This window comes from Pseudomonas sp. St386, assembly GCF_018325865.1.
Lineage (GTDB): Bacteria > Pseudomonadota > Gammaproteobacteria > Pseudomonadales > Pseudomonadaceae > Aquipseudomonas > Aquipseudomonas brassicacearum.
This window is the reverse complement of the sequence record NZ_AP021900.1, coordinates 2534050-2551676: the sequence shown is the minus strand read 5'-3', so window position 1 is coordinate 2551676 and position 17627 is coordinate 2534050. Positions and strand designations below refer to the sequence as shown.

Sequence of the window (17627 nt, the reverse complement as noted above, 5' to 3'; positions counted from 1 at the left end):
TAACAATAACGGAGCACACCATGCCCAAGAAACTGCGCAGCAATTTCCCCTATGGCTCCTATTTATGGGCTGTGCGCGCCGCCCAGTGGCGTGCCTTGGGCATTGACGAAAGCGAGTTGGAGAAACCCAAGATCGCTATCGTGAACTCATCGTCCAACCTGGCGATCTGCTTCAGTCACCTGGATGGCATCGCGGAGGTCCTCAAGCAGTCAATACGCGAGGCCGGTGCCCTGCCCTTCGAAATTCGCACCGCCGCGCCCAGCGACTTCATCACCGGCGCCGGTGCCGGGGGCGCCTACATGCTCGCCGCCCGCGACCTCATCACCAACGACATCGAAGTCGCGGTCGAAGGAGCGCAGCTCGACGGCATGATCTGCCTGGCCTCTTGCGATAAAACGGTACCCGGCCAACTGATGGCGGCCGCCCGCCTGAATATCCCGACCCTGGTGGTGGTGTGCGGGTACCAGCCAAGCGGCGAATACAACGGCAAGCATGTCGATATCGAAGACGTGTTCATCAGTTCCATGCATGTGGTGACTGGCAAATTGCCGGTCGAGGAGCTGGCCGGCATGGCCCGCAATGCCATCAAGGGCCCCGGGGTCTGCTCGGGGATGGGCACCGCCAACTCGATGCACCTGGTGTGCGAAGCCCTGGGCATGGCCCTGCCTGGCAGCACGCCAATTGCCGCCAACAGCCCGCAGATGTTCGACTTCGTGCGCCAGGCCGGCCAACGTATTGTGGAAATGATCGAGGAAGACCTCAAACCCCGGGATATCCTGACCCCCCATGCCTTCGCCAACGCCGTCGCGACCATTCTCGCCGCGGGCGGCTCCGTCAACACCATCAAACATATGCAGGCGGTGGCCGCCGAAGGCGGCGTTGAGGTCGACGTCTACCAACTCTTCAGGGACCTGGGAAACAAGGTGCCGGTGCTGGTCGGTGTACGGCCGGTGGGAGAACACAGCATCGAGCAAATGGAGGCCGCGGGCGGTGGGCGTGGGCTGCTCAAGCGCCTGGAACCGCTGTTGCATGGAGACGTGCTGACGGTCACCGGAAAAACCCTCAAGCAAAACCTGCAAGGGGTGACCGTCAGTGATGACGCGGTGATCCGCCCGTTGGACAACCCCTTCGCCACCCAGCCCGCCATCGTGATGCTGAGCGGTAACATCGCGCCCCAGGCGGGCATCGTCAAATACGGCATCGACCCGAACAAGATGCGCCGCTTCGAAGGCCCTGCGATCTGTTTCGAGCGCTCCGCCGATGCCATCGAAGCCTTGCAGGATGGGCGCATACAGCCTGGCCACGTGGTGGTCATGCGCGGTGCCGGTGTGCGCGGCGGCCCGGCCATGGGCGGCGGCGCTTCGAAAGTGGTGTTCGCCATCGACGGCGCCGGGCTCGGCGACCACGTGGCCATGCTGACAGACGGCCACCTTTCAGGGTTGGTGTGCAAGGGCCTGGTGGTGGCCGAAGTCGCCCCTGAAGCGGCCGTCGGTGGTCCGTTGGCGCTGGTCGAGGACGGCGACATCATCACCATCGATCTGGACCACAACCGCCTCGACGCCCATATCAGCGAAATCGACATGCAGGCGCGGCGCGCCCGTTGGCAGCCTCTGGCACCGCAGTTCGGCGGCGGCTGGCTGGATATCTACCGCCATAACGTGTCCTCCATGGAACGCGGTGCGGTACTGATCAAGCCGCGCGACATCACCCACGCCGGAGAGCAACCGCAATGAGATTGCGCGACGACGAGAAAGCCATGCTCGCCGGCGATCAAGGCCCGGCGGTGCAGAAAGCCATGGATCTGCTGGTGCGTTATGGTGAGGCCCTGGATGCACAGTGCTTGGTGGATACCCGGAATGTGGCCGGAACCATCGGTGCCACCACCCCTTTCCTGCGTCAGTACGCCGAGCGTGAGGGTGGCATGGACGCGGTGTTCAGCGAGTTCAACCTCGACAGCGCCGAGGTGGTCCAAATCCCCAAGGTCAAGGTATTCAGCAGTCACCTGCAGCAAGGCATCGACCCCAGGCACGCCAGCCGCCAAGGCATTGGCGAAGACGTGGTGCGCATTTATGAAACCGGCCAGGCCTACAGCAGCGGCCTGGGCGTACAGCCGTTGAATACCTGCACGCCTTATCAAGTCGGCAACGTACCGGTGAAAGGCGAGCACTGCGCCTGGATGGAATCCTCAGCGGTGATCTATATCAACTCGGTCCTCGGCGCCCGAACCAATGCCGAGGGCCGGGAAAGCACTGGCGCGGCGATGCTGACCGGCAAGATCCCCTATTGGGGCCTGCACTTGGACGAGAACCGTCGCGGCACCCACCTGATCCAGTTGGATATAGACGTGAACACCACCGCCGACTGGGGACTGCTCGGCTACTGGGTCGGTGAACAGGTGCAGGATTGCATCCCGGTCATCGAGGGTGTGAGCCACCAGCCCAACCTGGCTCGCCTCAAGCACTTCGGCGCGGCGGCAGCTTCCAGCGGTGGCGTGGAGATGTATCACCTGGTCGGGGTCACGCCTGAAGCACCCACCCGCGAGCAAGCGTTCGGCGCTACCCGGCCTTCAGCCACCTTGCGCTTTGGTGAAGCCGAACGACGCTGGGCCTACGAGCAAGTCAACGTCACGGGGCACGATGCGCAAGTCGATTTCGTCATGCTGGGCTGCCCGCATTACAGCCTCGAACAAATCTGGGAAATCTGCCAACTGCTGGAAGGCCAGCGCCTGAATGCAAACACCGAGCTCTGGATATTTACCGCGGCGTCGATCAAGCAACTGGCTGACGTGGCCGGCTACACCCGCATCATTGAGCAGGCCGGTGGTCATGTGATGACCGATACCTGCTCGGCAATCGGCAAGGTGCTGCCCAAGGGCACGCGGGTGGCGGCCGTGGACTCGGCCAAACAGGCCCATTACCTGCCGGCGATCATGGGTATCCAGGCGTGGTTCGGCACCACCGCCGAATGCATCCAGGCGGCCATCGACGGTCGTTGGAAAGGAGTACTGAAATGAGCGCGACCTTTACGCTGCGAGGCCGCAAGGTCGTTGGCGGCTGCTTCGAAGGTGAAGCCTTGGTGACCCGTGACCGCATCTCTGGCTGGGGCGGCATCGACCCACGCAGCGGCACGGTCATTGAGACCCGCCACGAACTCAAGGGCATCAGTTTTGCTGGCAAGGTCCTGGTGTTTCCGGGCGCCAAGGGCTCCTCCGGCTGGTCCTCGCAGTTCCATATCGCGCGTCTCGCCGGCGTGGCCCCTGGCGCCATGCTGTTCAATGAAATGACTGCAAAAATGGGCCTGGGCGCGGTGGTCGTACACGCACCCGCCATGACCGGTTTTACCGAGGACCCGCTGGAGCGGATCCGTACCGGGGACTGGGTGCGCGTCGATGCCGACGCCGGGATCGTCGAAGTGACCCCGCGCCTATCGCGCAGTGACCCGCCCATACCGCAACAGCCCAACGGTCCGCAACGAACGCCGGCGCCGTCATAACCCGAAGATACCTGCTGAACACAACCGCTCCCCGTGGCCACCGGCCAACGGGTTCGGGCTCGGCTGCCTTTTTTACACCTCAAAGGAAGTTTTATGGCTCATGTCATTCGCACGGTACGCCGTACCAGCGCCCCCACCCCTCAACACCTGCAGGCTGACGTGTGCATTGCCGGCGCGGGTATTTCCGGTATTTCCGCCGCCCTGGAGGCCGCCGCGCTCGGCAAGCGGGTCGTGCTGTTCGATGCCCTGCCCATGCTCGGCGGCCAGGCGGTCGGTTCGATCATCGGGACTTTTTGCGGATTGTTCTCCAACGGTCCGAACCGCCAGTTGCTGACCCATGGCATCGCCGACGGCATCCTTCGCGACCTGGGCGCCTCGGGCGATTTGCACCAATCCATCGGCCCCTTGACCACCGTGGTTTACTATGACGAGGTGGCCCTCGGTCGCTGGATGGGGCAAAAGGTGCTCGACGCTGGCATCACCGTGGTGCTCGGTGCGGTGTTGCGTGACGTGGTGCGCGAAGGCACGCGGGTCCAGGAAGTGGAGTTGGCCACCCGTTATGGCGACGTCCGCGTGGCGGCCAATGGCTTTATCGATGCCAGTGGCGATGCGGCACTGGTCTGGAACGCCGGGCTCGCCTGTCGCGAGCCGGATACGCCCATCTATGGCACCCAGATGTTCGTCCTCGAGCATATCAATGAAGCGCACCTGCCGACTCGCGCGCAATTCACCGAACGGGTCAAGGAAAAAGCCAGGCACTACGGCATCGAGCGCGACGACGGCTTGTTCTTCCAGTTCCCTGGACGCGGCACGGCGGCGTTCAACATGACGCACATCGAAACGCCCCTGGATCCGATCGCCGCGTCTCACGTCGCCATCGCCGGGCGCCAACAGGTGGACCAGGTGATCAACTTTCTCAAAGCGGAGTACCCCCAGGCCTACGGCAAGGCCAGGGTACGGGCGTATGCACTGCCAGGCATTCGCCAGACCCGCTGGATCGTCGGCCAACATCACCTGACCGCCGATGAAGTACGAGCCGCGACGATGTTCCCGGATGCGGTGGCGCGCACGTCCTGGCCGGTGGAATTGCACGGCAACAGCACCGGTTATCAGTGGGAGCCCTTTGGCGACGATCATGTCCACAGTGTGCCGCTGCGCAGCATGCTCCCCGAAGGCAGCGATAATCTGGTGGTCGCGGGCCGCTGCATCGACGCCGACGCGGCCGCGCTGTCGAGTGTGCGCGTGATGGGACCGTGTATCGCCATGGGGGCCGCCGCCGCCCACGCGCTGGATCTGGCTGGCCCGGACGGCCGCCTGAGTGATATACCCGCGCAAGTCTTGCGCGAACGGCTGGCCTTCAATCTGGAATAGGTTTTCAAGCAGTTCGATGCGCCCGCCGCGTGAACGGGGGGCGCCACTCCGACAACAATAAGAAATACAGTGGAGAACGCACATGTCACAGTCCCGTACCCTGGATGTCGCGGCGCTTATAGAGGCGCGCAAACTGTCACGGTTCAACTACGTGGTGATTCTGGTTTCGGTATTGATCACCTTCCTCGATGGCTTCGACTTGCTGGTGCTTTCCCATACCGCCTCCTACATCGCCGATGAGGTCGGTCTGGACAAGATCCAACTGGGCGAAATTTTCTCCATCGGCCTGCTGGGCATGATGCTGGGCGGGTTCTTCTTCGGCTACCTGGGTGATCGCATCGGACGGCGTCCCACCATTCTGTTCTCTACTTGCTCGTTCGGCCTGTTGACGTTGCTGTTTGTCATGGCCGACAGCTACGCATCGCTGATGGTCCTGCGTTTTTTCAACGGCTTCGCCCTGGGCGCCATGTTGCCGTTGTGCTGGGCCTTGAACATCGAGTTCGTCCCCAAGCGTTACCGCTCCACGGTGGTGACCATCATCATGGTCGGGTTCAGCCTCGGCAGCGCGATGGCCGGCCCGCTGACGGTGTGGCTGGCGCCGCATATCGGTTGGCAGGGCGTGTTCGTGTTCGGCGGCGTGGTCACGCTGTTCGCCTGGGTGCTGTTGTTGTTCACCCTGCCCGAATCGGTGCGTTTCCTGGCCAGCAAGCGTAAGGCTCCGGAGAAAATCGCTGCGATTCTCAAGCGCATGGACCCGAACCTGGACGTACGCAGCACTGACCAATTCGTCCTGTTGGACGAGCCGGACATCGGTCGCCAGGCATTTCGGGTCAGCCAGCTGTTCATCGGTCGCTTGAAATGGATCACGCCCATGATCTGGCTGGGCTACTCCGCCAGCTCCATGGCCATGTATTTCCTCGCTTCCTGGAGCCCGCTGGTCTACCAATACGCCGGATTTGATCGCGCGACAGCGTCGTGGGTCAGCTCGCTCGCATCGTTCAGCGGTGCGATGGCGGGCCTGGCGATGATGCGTTTCGTCGATACCCGTGGGCCGTACATGGTGATGATCTATCCGTTGCTGGCCTTGCCTTTCCTGCTGGTACTGGGCATCACCGGCATGCAAGGCACCGCGTTCCTGATGTTGAGCCTGGTCGGCGGCGTGTTCGTCAAAGGCTCTCACTATGGAATCCTCAGCATCGCCGGGGTGTTCTACCCCAGTGCCATTCGCGCCAATGGCGCCGGCTGGGCCACCTCCATCGCCAAGATCGGCTCGATCCTCGGCCCATTGCTCGGCGCCTATGTACTCAACAGCGGCCTTCCGGTGGTCAAGAGTTTCCTGGTCCTGGCGATCTGCCCGGCCATGCTGGCGGCCTGCGCCTTCGTCATCGGCCACCTGACTCGCCGCCCTCCTGCGGCAGACCCGTTGCCCGCCCCGTCTCAAACCTGAGCACCTTCCTGCCGGCTTACAGCGCCTGACCCAGGCACCCCGTGTCGCGTCGCTATCGACGCGGTCAGGCAAAACTCGTCCTGAATAATCCTACTGATCCTGAGACCAATAAAAATGAACAGGAACCTTCTCCTTGCCACCGCCCTGACGCTCTGTGGCCCAGTCACCTGCGCCCATGCGGACTTCATCAAAGACAGCAGCGCGACCCTGACGACGCGCAACTTTTACTTGAATCGCGACTTCCGCCAGAGCGACGCGCCTCAGGCCAAGGCCGAGGAATGGACCCAAGGCTTTATCGCCGAATTTCAATCCGGCTACACCGACGGCACGGTGGGCTTCGGCCTCGATGCCCTGGGTGAACTGGGTATCAAGCTCGACTCCGGCGCGGGCCGTCGTGGCAGTGGGCTATTGCCTTATGGCCCCGACAGCCATCAACCGGTGGACGACTACAGCGAACTGGGGCTGACCGCAAAAATGCGCCTGTCCAAGACCCAGCTCAAGGTCGGCACGCTGATGCCGATTCATCCGCTGGCGTATTACAGCGATACCCGACTGCTGCCCTCCACCTTCACCGGTGCCTACCTGACGTCCGGCGAGCTCGACAACTTGACCGTCACCGCAGCCAGACTGACCAAAGCCAATGGCCGCGACTCATCCAGCAACGACGACGTCAGTTATGCCGGCCAAAGCAGCGATCACTTGGACCTGCTCGGCGGCGATTACACCGTCGGCAAGCAGTTGACCCTGCGTTACCACTACGGTGAGCTGCAAGACATCTACCGTCAGCAGTTCGCCGGCCTGATCCATGTATTGCCCTTGGGGGAAGGCGTGAGCCTGCGCTCCGACCTGCGCTACGTCGACAGCGACGATGTCGGTGTTGGAAAAGCCGGGAGGATCGATAACCGCAACTTCAACGGCATGTTCACCCTGACCGTCGGGGCCCAGCGCTTCTCTGCGGCGTTCCAGCGCCTGTCGGGCGAGAGCGTGTTTCCAGTCATCGATACCGGTACGCCCTATGTGGCGAACCTGGTCACCTACAACTCGTTCACCAAAGCCAACGAAAAGTCCTGGCAGTTGCGCTACGAATATGACTTCGCTGCGCTCGGCGTGCCCGGCCTGACGTTCATGACCCGTTACGTGAAAGGCAGCGATATCCATACGCGCACGGTCAGCGACGGCAGTGAGTGGGAGCGTGACACCGACCTGGCTTACGTCTTCCAAAGCGGTGCCTTGGAAGGCCTGAACGTGCGTTGGCGTAACCTCACCTTCCGCTCCGGGAATGGCCTGACCCAGCGACTCGATGAGAACCGCCTGATCGTGGCTTACACCTGGAAACTGTGGTGAGCCCCGCCCACCGGAACCCGCTCGCATACGTCTTACCGGGAGAACACTTATGACGTCGTCACGCGCCATTGATGTCGCCGCCCTGATCGAGGGGCGCAAGCTGTCGGGCTTCAACTATCTGATCATCTGCGTGTCGGTGTTGATAACCTTCCTCGATGGTTTCGACTTGTTGATGCTGTCCCATACCGCCGCCTATATGGCCGAGGAAATCGGCCTGGACAAACTGCAACTGGGCAACATTTTTTCCATCGGATTGTTCGGCATGATGCTGGGCGGGTTCTTTTTCGGTTATCTCGGCGACCGGATCGGCCGCCGTCCGACCATCATTCTGTCCACCAGCGCCTTTGGTGTGCTGACGCTGCTGTTCACCTTTGCCGACAGCTACGCCTCGCTGCTGGTACTGCGTTTCCTCAACGGTTTTGCCTTGGGTGCCATGCTGCCGCTGTGCTGGGCACTGAATATCGAATTCGTGCCCAAGCGCTACCGTGCCAGCGTGATCACTATCATCATGGTCGGCTTCAGCCTGGGGGGCGCGGCAGCCGGTCCACTGACCGTATGGCTCGCCCCGCAGTACGGCTGGGCCAGTGTGTTCGTGCTGGGCGGCATCGCCACGCTGCTCTCCAGCGTCCTGTTGTTTTTCACCCTGCCGGAGTCGGTACGGTTCCTGGTGAGCAAACAGAAACAACCGCAAACCGTGGTGGGCATCCTCAAGCTCCTGGATCCCGGCATCGATGTGCGCGCCGGGGACCGCTATTTTCTCGCCGATGAAATCGACATTGGCCGCCAGCCATTTCGGGTCGGGCAACTGTTCATCGGCAAACTGAAATGGATCACGCCCATGATCTGGATCGGCTTTGGCGCAAGCTCCATGGCCATGTATTTCCTCGCGTCATGGAGCCCTCTGGTGTATCAGTATGCGGGCTTCGACCGGGCTACTGCGTCCTGGGTAAGCTCCTTCGCGTCCTTCAGCGGCGCCATGGCCGGGCTGGTGCTGATGCGAGTGGTCGACACCCGGGGGCCCTATGCGGTGATGATCTACCCCCTGCTCTCATTACCCTTCCTGCTGGCGCTGGGCATTGGCGACCTGCAGGGTAACGCCTTCATTGCGCTGAGCATGGTCGGCGCCATTTTCGTCAAGGGCAGTCACTACGGCATCACCAGCATCGCCGGGATTTTCTACCCCAGTGCCATTCGCGGCAACGGCGCCGGATGGGCAGCCTCCATGGGCAAGTTTGGCTCGGTATGCGGGCCGCTGCTCGGTGCTCATGTGCTCAACAGCGGCATGCCTGTCGTGAAGAGCTTCGCGGTATTGGCTCTGTGTCCGGCGGTGCTTGCCGTGTGCGCCTACACCGTGGCGCGCATCGATAGGCGCTCGTCCATGAAAGCCGAGGCAAGCTCCTGCACAACCTAGAAGTACAACTCAGCAAGGTACAAAGAAAGCACTTCAAGTCACTCGTCTTTGCTTTACGTCTGACGGAGTTTCTCCCTCAACGATTCAGCGCCGTTTTAGCGCGTTGCTGAGAGGAAGAGCCAGAGGTGTAAATACGGCTATTTGAGGTCTCGCTGCCTGAGCGATTAAGAGATTTGCGCGAAGATATCTTCGACGCCGGCTTTGCTCGCTCTGAAGATGTTGGAGGCCCAGGCTGTATGACAAACACCTTTGATCGTTGCCATGGCCGCGCGTAGCCCGATTTTGGCCTTGCGGCGAACTCCACTGGCAGAAGCATTGAGGTAGGCGATGGTCGCTGCAACCCATTTAATCGAAGCGCTTTGAGGTTCGCATAACGCTAGTCCTATTTACAGTTGAAATCGACATGAGGCACGGGCTATGTCGCCGATGATCCGGGTTGTCCGCATCACCGGCGATTGGCTTTTATTGTCCGTTTTTAACCCGACTCCAAACACGCGTGCGCAGCCGGTCGGTCTCCAGCGGCATCGCTTCCAGCACGAAGAGTTTCTTCATCACGCTTTCAGGCGGGTACACCATTGGGTCGTTGAGAATGGCCTTGTCGACCATGCCCTCAGCGGCAGCGTTGCCGTTGGCATAGTGCACGTGGTTGCTGATGTCAGCCATGACGTGGGGGTCCAGCAGGTAGTTCAGAAACGCGTAACCGGCCGCTTCATTCGGAGCATCGGCGGGCATGGCGACCATGTCGAACCACATCGGTGAGCCTTCCTTGGGGATGGCGTAAGCAATCTGCTGGCCATTGCCGGCCTCATTGGCTCTGGCGGCTGCCTGCATCACGTCGCCAGAAAACCCCACGACCAGGCATACGTCACCCGTTGCAAGATCGCTTGTGTACTTGGAGTTGTGGAAGTAATTCACATAGGGCCGCACTTTGAGTAGCAGGGCCTGGGCCTTCTCGTAGTCGGCCTTGTCCTTGCTGTGATGCGCAAGCCCCAGGTAGTTCAAGGCGATGGGAAGGATCTCGGGGCCGTTGTCGAGCATGGCTACGCCGCATCGGGCGAGTTTTTTCATGTTCTCCGGCTTGAACACGATGTCCCATGAGTCTATCGGTACATCGCCCAGGACTGCCTTGACCTTGGCCACGTTGTAGCCGATGCCGGTGCTGCCCCATAGGTAGGGAAAACCGTATCGGTTGCCCGGATCGTTGGCCTCCAGAACCTTCATCAGCGTCGGGTTGAGGCTCTGCCAGTTCGGCAGTTTGCTGCGGTCCAGCGGTTTCAGCGCACCGGCCTTGATCTGCCGGGCCATGAAGTGGTTGGAGGGAAACACCACGTCATACCCGGAACGGCCGGCCATCAGTTTGGCGTCGAGGACCTCGTTGCTGTCGTACACATCATACTGAGTCGGGTGCCCGGTATGGCTGGTAAAGTTTTGCAGGGTATCTGGGGCAATGTAACTGCTCCAGTTGTAGATCCTGACGGTGTCTGCCGCCTGAGCGGTGGACGCGATCAACAGTAGCGGAACGATCGACTTCAACATACGAGACCTCAACCTTTGTTCTTTACGTTATGGGTGAAGGCAGTTCAGAAAATCAGCACGTAGCTTTTGCGAACGGTTTCTTGTATATCCCAGACTCCCGTGGTGTTCGCAGGCAACATCAATGCGTCGCCGGCCTGGATATGAAGGATCTCACCGCCATCCGGGGTGAAGGTGCAGCGCCCCTGGATGAAATGGCAGAACTCCTGTTGCACGATCTGGCGCCGCCAGCGGCCGGGGGTGCATTCCCACACCCCGGCTTCGACGCCGTCATCGCGCTCAACGCTTGTCGTGGCAACCTGTGAAACCGGCTCACCCAGCGGTATACCGACAGCGCCCGATTCCACGAGAGACAAGCGTGGGGTGTCGCGAAAATGATCGATCTTCATGGGAACGGCTCCTTGGACTTCATCAGACGTTCCATGCAACCCGCCAGGCCCTCGGCCATCCGGCGACGCCAGCGCGGTACATGGAGGTTGGCCAGTATCCGATCCTCGTGAACAAAGCTCTGGATAATGGCGTTGTAACCCAGCCAGCGCAGGGGCTCTGGCTCCCAGCGCGGCAACGAGGCCAGCGGACGGTCGGACCACACCCAAGGCTGGCGGGTCAGTTCGTTGTCCTGACCAAGAATCAGCGCGGCCACGGTGCGACCACCCAGGTTGCTGGCGCCTACGCCTTCGCCGCCATAGCCACCGGCGAGTGCAATTTTCTGGCGGCGGTCGGCCAGCATGTGCGGGTGAAAGCGCCGCGCGACGCCCAAGTTGCCGCCCCAGGCATGAGTCAGACGAACATTGCGCAAAATCGGGAATAGTTCGCTAAACAAGTACTGACGCAACTCACGTTCGGCCTGACTGAGGTTGAAGTCACTGCGCAGGCGACCTCCAAAGCGATAGCCACCGCGGGCACCAAATACCAAGCGGTCATCGCGGCTGCGCTGACCGTAGGTGACCTGTCGGCTGTTTTCGCTGAAAGCCTGGCCACGGCTAAGTCCAATTTCGGCCCACACATCGGCCGGGAGCGGCTCAGTTGCAACGATCAGGCTCTGGGCGGCCAGTTGATATTTGTTTAACGGGGGCAAGGCACTGGCATATCCCTCGACTGCCGGCACCACCCAATCGGCGCTCACCCGACCGTGCTCGGTTCGAACTTGGCCTGCCGTCCAGTCGAGCACAGCGCTTTGCTCGAAAATCCGCACACCCATGCGTTCCACGACATCGGCTAGCCCCCGTACCAACCGGGCAGGTTGAAGGGTCGCGCAGTGAGGTGAATACAGGGCGCCGTACGCCTGGGCCACATTCAATTGTTCGCACAAGGCCTGAGCGCTCAACCAGCGATAATCGTCCTCACCCAGGCCTTGGGCACGGGCGGCAGCGAGTTGTTCGCGCAGGCGCCGTTCTTGCTCGGGATACCGCGCCGCGCAGTACAGCACGCCACCTTTACGCAGTTCGCAATCGATGCTTTCGACGTGGCACACCCGCGCCACTTCATCGGGGATTCCGTGCAGCAGTTGATATCCTGCATGACGTTGGGCGGCGGGCAAGGGCCCCAGGAGTCGGTCTTCGCCGAGCAGATTCCCCATCAACCAGCCGCCATTGCGGCCGGAGGCGCCGAAACCGGCAATCTGTGCTTCAACTATGACGATATCCAGGTGCGGTGCTTGCTGCTTGAGGTAATAGGCCGTCCAAAGGCCGCTGTAGCCGGCACCGATGATCACCACATCGGCTCGCAGATCCTGATGCAACGTCGGACGCGGCGTCAGCGCCTCGTCGACTTGCTCCATCCACAAACTCACACCACCCCAACCAGCCATTACCTGCTCCATCGTTTGATTGCCGACAGAGCTTAATGCGCAGCGAAGGGGCCTGTGTTATCTGCGGGTACGCGCGCAATTGGCCTTCAACCAGGCTTTTGGTGTGCAGCCGGTATGGCAGCGGAAAGCCTTGTAGAACGCAGAGGTGGAATTGAATCCGGCAGCCACTGCGAGGGCATCGATGGGTGCGTTTTCGTCGTAACTGGCGAGGCGTTCAAGGAGGTAGGCCAAGCGAGCCTGAGTCACGTAGCGATAGAAGCTTTGCCCGAGCACTTGATTCAATAAGTAAGACAACTGATTACGGCTGTACCCGGTGGCGCTGGCGATCCGTGCAAGATCCAGGTCAGGGTCCAGGAATGGCTGCTGGCGGGTAAAGTAATCAGCCAAGTCTCGCGCCATGAAGCTCAACTGGCGCGCCGATAGCCCTAGCTTACTGATGGCGGGGGCGCGACGCCCGGCGTGCGGCTCGCCGTCGCGCACGAGTGACGCGTATTCGTTGACACGCAGGATCTGACCCTCACATACGATGATCGCTTCGCTGGTGCGAAAGACCACCCGCTCGCCACTGCCCTTCAGAGCGGTCTGGTACTGGATGAATGCCGTGCAGCCGTCAGCGCGGATGCGGTCATTGTGCTCAAGATATTCATCGGGATGGCGCGGCAATGTGCCAGTGATGTAGGCGCGCAGCTCGGTCAGGCCCATGCTGCGATTCTGGAAAAAATCGTTGTACTGCACATGCGGGTGATAGAGCGCGAGTATCGCCTCCAGGTCGCGGTGCTTCCAGGCCATGTGATAGCGCAGCACCACCTCGAGGGTGAGCTTCGTCTGTTCGGCGGTATCTGACGGGACGAGGAGCATGGGTTGACGGGCCTTATGACTGGGCGGCACCAGTCTAGTCCTTGAGTGGTTGAGCGAACAAACTCAGGCACGCCCAGGCGCACATGATTGAGCGAGCGGAGCCTCTAGCTGCCTGTGGCTCTGCCATGCTTGCCACCCAGCACCAACGCAACGCCGCCCAGTACAGCAATGGATGCCAACACCATCCTTACGCTCAGGCTTTCCCCCAGAAAAACGATGCCCGCCAGCGAAGCCAGGATGGGCACGCTCAGCTGCACCGTCGCGGCTTGAAACGCTGCCAAATGACGCACCGCGACGTACCAGACCGCGTAGCCGACGCCTGACGCCAGCGCGCCGGAAAGAACCGCATAAAGTATCCCCTGCGGATCCCAACGCAGCGCAGAGAGAAACGGCAAGCTTGCCATCAAGACCAGGGGAATCGAGCGCAAGAAGTTGTCGGTTGTGGTGGCCAGCGGATCGGCGACAGTTTTGCCAAGCAGTGAGTAGATCCCCCATGCCACCCCCGATAACAGCATCGTGAGTGCGCTAACGGGGTCAGGTGCTGCGGCACCTGGAAGCAGCAGGCTAACCAAGCCAACAATCGCCAGCACAAACCCAACGACTGCCAACGTGTGCATCCGCTCGCCTTTGAACACGCCGTACAGAACCATGCTCAGTTGAACCGCGCCAAACAACAGCAGCGCCCCCGTCCCGGTCTCCAAATGACGGTACGCGAAAGAAAAAGCAAAGACGTAAACGAACAAGGCTGCGGCGCCCTGCCAACTGCCTTTGCCTATGGTTGAGGTCCGCCTCAAGGCACACAACAGCCATAAAACCGATGCCCCGCTGGCCAGCCGGACCACGCTGAAACTCGCGGCATCGATGTTGGTGTGCTTAAGCGCCAGGCGGCACAGCAGCGAGTTCGCGGCAAAGGCGAGCATGGCGAAACAGATCATCGCGATCAATCTTGCCGAAGCTGACGAGCTGGACGCCTTCGTTACGGGGTTGCTTATTGTCATGGTCGATCCCAATGCCTAGGCAGGCTCTCAGAACTCTTGACGCCACCGCGCCCTTAAAAACACGTTAAACGCCTCTGTACCGATCGGTCAATACAACTATCTTCCTGCAACCATGGGATGAGCTTCGCCCGTTTGTATCCTTCACCGCGCACGCATGGGTATGATTGGCGCTCAACCGGTTGGAATTGACCCATGGGAAAAAAGAACGCCGTCGTCGCTGCCGAACCTGCTGAAACAAGCACTAAGGAGCGGATACTGAAGATCGCTGCGCAGCTGTTCTCGACGCGCGGGTTTCACGCAACCGGCATGGCTGAGTTGGAAAAAGCCACTGGCCTGGCTCGAGGCGCGCTGTATTACCACATCGGCAGCAAGGAAGAGTTGCTGTTCGAAATCACCAGCCGGTATTTGCGAGTGCTCATCGCAGAAGGTACGCCCCTGTGCGAGAGCGACCAGCCTGCAGAAGATAAATTTCGCCAATTCTCGGCCATCGTGATGCGCACGATTGTCACCCACCTGGCCGAAATGACGGTGTGTTTTCGAGAAGTGTATTCGGTCATTGGCGAGCGCCAGACTGAATTGCTCGACCTGCACCGGCAGTATGAAAAGCTCTGGTCGAATATCCTCAAGGCTGGCGTGAGCGAGGGGACCTTCCGCACATCTGACTCGTTAGCCGTGAAGGCTATTCTTGGTATCCACCACTACAGCTACTTGTGGATCAAGCCCGGTGGCCCGCGCTCTCCGGAATCCATCGCGACGTTCTTTTGCGACACCCTTCTGCCCGGACTGAAGGTTGAGCCGCGCCCGGCTTGACTGTTATCAGCGGCGCTTCAAGTGCGCCGCTTTCCTCGCTCCCCTCATTCACGTGCCATCACCGATGGTCGTCCTTGCGACTGGACCACGCGCGTTTTTCGTTCTAGGCTTACCTACAGACCGACCGATCGGTCTGTAGAATCGCCGTTGGGTCCAGCCCGACAAAGGAATCAGAGGGAACAACAATGACAAAAAAATCCATGGTCCCCGCCAAGCAAGACATGCCTCAAACATCTTTGGCTCGCAGGGATTTCTTGATTAAAAGCGGGGCCGTTATCGGTACTGCTGCCTTTGCTCTGGGCGATAGCGACCTGGTCAGCGCAGAGACGACCAACGTCGCCCCTCTTGATCCGAACCTGCCCCTTGAAGTCCCGCAATGGACCCGTAGCCTTGGCGCTCCCACTGCAAGCCCTTATGGCAAACCTTCAACGTTCGAAACCAAAGCGGTCAGGAATTTATATCCCGGCCTGAAGGACACGATGTCCGCCTACAGCACCTCGCCACTTCAAGAGTTGGACGGCATCATTACCCCGAACGGCCTGTTCTATGAGCGCCATCACGCGGGCGTCCCGCAAATCGATCCGGCGCAACACCGGCTGGTGATCCACGGCCTCACCGAAAACGCCTTGATCTTTACCGTGGACGAGATACGCCAGTTCCCCGCCGTGTCACGCGTGCACTTCATGGAGTGTTCGGGCAATCCATCGTTTCTACCTCCCTGGGGCAAAACCGCCGCCGAAGTCAGTGGCCTGGTGAGTTGCGCTGAATGGACGGGCGTTCCCCTGAAGACCCTGCTGGATGAAGCAGGGCTCAAGCCGCAAGCCAAGTGGATCATCGCCGAAGGGGCGGACGGCGCGGCAATGACACGCAGCATTCCCATCGAGAAATGCCTGGACGATGTGATGGTTGTCTACAGCCAGAACGGCGAGCGTCTAAGGCCGGAACAGGGCTACCCGCTGCGCCTGTTTGTCCCCGGCTACGAGGGCAATACCCACATCAAATGGCTACGCCGACTTCATGTCACCGATGCGCCCGCCTACAGCCGGGAAGAAACCGCCAAATACACCGACTTGATGGCGGACGGCAAAGCTCGGAAGTTTTCCTTCGTCATGGAGTGCAAATCGCTGGTGACCTACCCTTCCGGCACCCAGAAACTGACACGCAAGGGCCTGCATGAGATGCGTGGCATCGCCTGGAGCGGCCACGGCAAAATCACCCGCGTTGACGTTTCCGTCGATGGCGGCAATAACTGGACGCAAGCCAAATTACAAGAACCCATTCTGACCAAGGCGCTGACTGTCTTCAGGGCGCCTTTCGAATGGAACGGCCAGGAATTGATGATCATGAGCCGCGCCATCGACGAGACCGGCTATGTTCAGCCGATGCTGGAACAGTTGATTGATGAACGTGGCAAGGTCTCTTTCTACCACAACAATTCGGTGCAACCGTGGCGTGTTTCCAGCAATGGGGAGGTGACCAATGGACGGGCTTAAAGGTGGATCGTTTCTCATCGGTTTGCTGTGCGCCTGTGCGCTGACTCATGCCTCGGCACAATCCCAATACGGTTTGGGCACCAAGGCTACCGAAGCGCAGATCGCCAGTTGGAACATCGACGTGGCGCCCGACGGCAAGGCCTTGCCTCCAGGGCGCGCAACGGTGGCTGATGGGGAAAAGGTCTACATGAGCAGCTGCGTCAGCTGCCATGGCGTGAAGCTCGAAGGTGGCATCGGCCCCGCGTTGGCGGGGGGCGCTGGAACGCTGACGACTGACAAACCGCTCAAGACAGTCGGCAGCTATTGGCCCTATGCAACGACGCTTTTCGACTACATCCGCAGAGCCATGCCCTTCCAGGCGCCACAGTCATTGTCCAACGAACAAGTCTATGCGGTGACCGGCTACATCCTGCACATGAACAAGCTGCTGGACGCCAACGCGACCGTGGATGCATCGACCTTGGCGGATGTAAAGATGCCGAATCGAGACGGTTTTTATACCGACGACAGACCGGACAGCAAGGCGGTTGCCTGTATGTCGAACTGTTTAAAAGCTCACTGACGGATCAAAAAATGTAAAATCCGCTCGCCGATAAACCGTTCCTTCTCAACGAGCTTTGCTGATGAAGCTGGCCAGCCGCGAAAAATCGATGATTGCCTGGGTGCTGTACTTCAGCATCCTGTTCGGTTCGTTGCTGTGCGCGATGGGCCATGGACAAATGGCCGGCTTGCGATTGAGCGGTTTGGACGGCGGACTGTTTTGCTCTACTGACGGCGGGGCAATATTCGAGGGCCTGCAGGATGTGCCCGCCCCTTCGCTGCCCGTCGTCGCTGATTGCGTCATTGCGAGCCTGTTCGGTGCGATCCTGCTGGCGGCGTTTTTCGGGCTGCTCGCCCTGCTTGCCGGCGAGCCAACCAAGCCCTTGCCCGCACAACCGACCCGTTGCCTACCCAGGCAGCGATGGCCCTTGATCAATCCTCGCGCCTCCCCCGCCCTGCTTCCCTCGCCTTGACATCATCACCACTTGCCGCTGCATGACGCGCGGTCGGTGTGTGCTCA

General features: G+C 60.5%; 16 protein-coding genes. 11 read left to right on the top strand and 5 right to left on the bottom strand.

Annotated features, from left to right (window positions below; all coding sequences use genetic code 11):
* Nucleotides 1-20: 20 nt before the first annotated feature.
* The 7 genes from ilvD to KI235_RS11280 all read left to right on the top strand — a co-directional run bounded on the left by ilvD (nucleotide 21) and on the right by KI235_RS11280 (nucleotide 9065).
* Entirely contained in the window at nucleotides 21-1733 is a 1713-nt protein-coding gene (gene ilvD / locus KI235_RS11310) for a dihydroxy-acid dehydratase (protein WP_212795718.1), read from the top strand.
* Nucleotides 1730-3013, top strand: a complete 1284-nt coding sequence (locus KI235_RS11305) for an aconitase X catalytic domain-containing protein (RefSeq protein WP_025214408.1) — start codon at nucleotides 1730-1732, stop codon at nucleotides 3011-3013. Before ilvD ends, KI235_RS11305 begins: the two co-directional genes overlap by 4 nt.
* On the top strand, nucleotides 3010-3492 hold the full coding sequence (locus tag KI235_RS11300) for a DUF126 domain-containing protein (RefSeq protein WP_212795717.1): 483 nt from the start codon (nucleotides 3010-3012) through the stop codon (nucleotides 3490-3492). Before KI235_RS11305 ends, KI235_RS11300 begins: the two co-directional genes overlap by 4 nt.
* Nucleotides 3493-3525: 33 nt before the next feature.
* Nucleotides 3526-4863, top strand: coding sequence for an FAD-dependent oxidoreductase (locus KI235_RS11295; RefSeq protein ID WP_327205550.1), 1338 nt, complete (start codon nucleotides 3526-3528; stop codon nucleotides 4861-4863).
* 82 nt (nucleotides 4864-4945) lie between these two features.
* Nucleotides 4946-6310 carry an MFS transporter gene (locus KI235_RS11290; protein WP_025214410.1) on the top strand — a complete coding sequence of 455 codons (1365 nt, stop codon included), beginning with the start codon at nucleotides 4946-4948 and terminating at the stop codon, nucleotides 6308-6310.
* A 114-nt stretch (nucleotides 6311-6424) separates the two neighbouring features.
* Nucleotides 6425-7654, top strand: coding sequence for an OprD family porin (locus tag KI235_RS11285; protein WP_025214411.1), 1230 nt, complete (start codon nucleotides 6425-6427; stop codon nucleotides 7652-7654).
* 49 nt (nucleotides 7655-7703) lie between these two features.
* Entirely contained in the window at nucleotides 7704-9065 is a 1362-nt protein-coding gene (locus KI235_RS11280) for an MFS transporter (protein WP_025214412.1), read from the top strand.
* Nucleotides 9066-9527: 462 nt separating this feature from the next.
* On the opposite strand, the gene KI235_RS11275 is transcribed toward KI235_RS11280, so the two are convergent.
* The 5 genes from KI235_RS11275 to KI235_RS11255 all read right to left on the bottom strand — a co-directional run bounded on the left by KI235_RS11275 (nucleotide 9528) and on the right by KI235_RS11255 (nucleotide 14201).
* The gene (locus KI235_RS11275; RefSeq protein WP_025214413.1) at nucleotides 9528-10613 is read right to left on the bottom strand and encodes a polyamine ABC transporter substrate-binding protein; all 1086 of its coding nucleotides are present in this window, start codon (nucleotides 10611-10613) and stop codon (nucleotides 9528-9530) included.
* Nucleotides 10614-10645: 32 nt separating this feature from the next.
* On the bottom strand, nucleotides 10646-10987 hold the full coding sequence (locus KI235_RS11270) for a cupin domain-containing protein (RefSeq protein ID WP_025214414.1): 342 nt from the start codon (nucleotides 10985-10987) through the stop codon (nucleotides 10646-10648).
* Nucleotides 10984-12408, bottom strand: coding sequence for an FAD-binding oxidoreductase (locus KI235_RS11265; protein ID WP_025214415.1), 1425 nt, complete (start codon nucleotides 12406-12408; stop codon nucleotides 10984-10986). Before KI235_RS11265 ends, KI235_RS11270 begins: the two co-directional genes overlap by 4 nt.
* Before the next feature lie 57 nt (nucleotides 12409-12465).
* Complete coding sequence (locus KI235_RS11260) at nucleotides 12466-13266, bottom strand: helix-turn-helix domain-containing protein (protein WP_025214416.1); 801 nt, start codon at nucleotides 13264-13266, stop codon at nucleotides 12466-12468.
* Nucleotides 13267-13370: 104 nt separating this feature from the next.
* Complete coding sequence (locus tag KI235_RS11255; RefSeq protein ID WP_038436689.1) at nucleotides 13371-14201, bottom strand: DMT family transporter; 831 nt, start codon at nucleotides 14199-14201, stop codon at nucleotides 13371-13373.
* 255 nt (nucleotides 14202-14456) lie between these two features.
* On the opposite strand from KI235_RS11255, the gene KI235_RS11250 reads away from it, so the two are divergent.
* The 4 genes from KI235_RS11250 to KI235_RS11235 all read left to right on the top strand — a co-directional run bounded on the left by KI235_RS11250 (nucleotide 14457) and on the right by KI235_RS11235 (nucleotide 17580).
* Nucleotides 14457-15074 (top strand): TetR/AcrR family transcriptional regulator, encoded by a 618-nt coding sequence (locus tag KI235_RS11250; protein ID WP_025214418.1) that lies wholly within the window; start codon nucleotides 14457-14459, stop codon nucleotides 15072-15074.
* Between the two features lie 185 nt (nucleotides 15075-15259).
* On the top strand, nucleotides 15260-16567 hold the full coding sequence (soxC, locus tag KI235_RS11245; RefSeq protein WP_223528798.1) for a sulfite dehydrogenase: 1308 nt from the start codon (nucleotides 15260-15262) through the stop codon (nucleotides 16565-16567).
* Nucleotides 16554-17129, top strand: coding sequence for a cytochrome c (locus tag KI235_RS11240; protein WP_052239506.1), 576 nt, complete (start codon nucleotides 16554-16556; stop codon nucleotides 17127-17129). Before soxC ends, KI235_RS11240 begins: the two co-directional genes overlap by 14 nt.
* A gap of 61 nt (nucleotides 17130-17190) precedes the next feature.
* Nucleotides 17191-17580 carry a DUF2946 family protein gene (locus KI235_RS11235; RefSeq protein ID WP_025214421.1) on the top strand — a complete coding sequence of 130 codons (390 nt, stop codon included), beginning with the start codon at nucleotides 17191-17193 and terminating at the stop codon, nucleotides 17578-17580.
* Nucleotides 17581-17627: the final 47 nt, after the last annotated feature.

Coding starts and splice junctions, on each gene's coding strand:
- ilvD (WP_212795718.1), top strand. CDS start 21: ATGCCCAAGAAACTGCGCAGCAATTTCCCCTATGGCTCCTATTTATGG.
- KI235_RS11305 (WP_025214408.1), top strand. CDS start 1,730: ATGAGATTGCGCGACGACGAGAAAGCCATGCTCGCCGGCGATCAAGGC.
- KI235_RS11300 (WP_212795717.1), top strand. CDS start 3,010: ATGAGCGCGACCTTTACGCTGCGAGGCCGCAAGGTCGTTGGCGGCTGC.
- KI235_RS11290 (WP_025214410.1), top strand. CDS start 4,946: ATGTCACAGTCCCGTACCCTGGATGTCGCGGCGCTTATAGAGGCGCGC.
- KI235_RS11285 (WP_025214411.1), top strand. CDS start 6,425: ATGAACAGGAACCTTCTCCTTGCCACCGCCCTGACGCTCTGTGGCCCA.
- KI235_RS11280 (WP_025214412.1), top strand. CDS start 7,704: ATGACGTCGTCACGCGCCATTGATGTCGCCGCCCTGATCGAGGGGCGC.
- KI235_RS11270 (WP_025214414.1), bottom strand. CDS start 10,987: ATGAAGATCGATCATTTTCGCGACACCCCACGCTTGTCTCTCGTGGAA.
- KI235_RS11265 (WP_025214415.1), bottom strand. CDS start 12,408: ATGGCTGGTTGGGGTGGTGTGAGTTTGTGGATGGAGCAAGTCGACGAG.
- KI235_RS11260 (WP_025214416.1), bottom strand. CDS start 13,266: ATGCTCCTCGTCCCGTCAGATACCGCCGAACAGACGAAGCTCACCCTC.
- KI235_RS11255 (WP_038436689.1), bottom strand. CDS start 14,201: ATGATCTGTTTCGCCATGCTCGCCTTTGCCGCGAACTCGCTGCTGTGC.
- KI235_RS11250 (WP_025214418.1), top strand. CDS start 14,457: ATGGGAAAAAAGAACGCCGTCGTCGCTGCCGAACCTGCTGAAACAAGC.
- soxC (WP_223528798.1), top strand. CDS start 15,260: ATGACAAAAAAATCCATGGTCCCCGCCAAGCAAGACATGCCTCAAACA.
- KI235_RS11240 (WP_052239506.1), top strand. CDS start 16,554: ATGGACGGGCTTAAAGGTGGATCGTTTCTCATCGGTTTGCTGTGCGCC.
- KI235_RS11235 (WP_025214421.1), top strand. CDS start 17,191: ATGAAGCTGGCCAGCCGCGAAAAATCGATGATTGCCTGGGTGCTGTAC.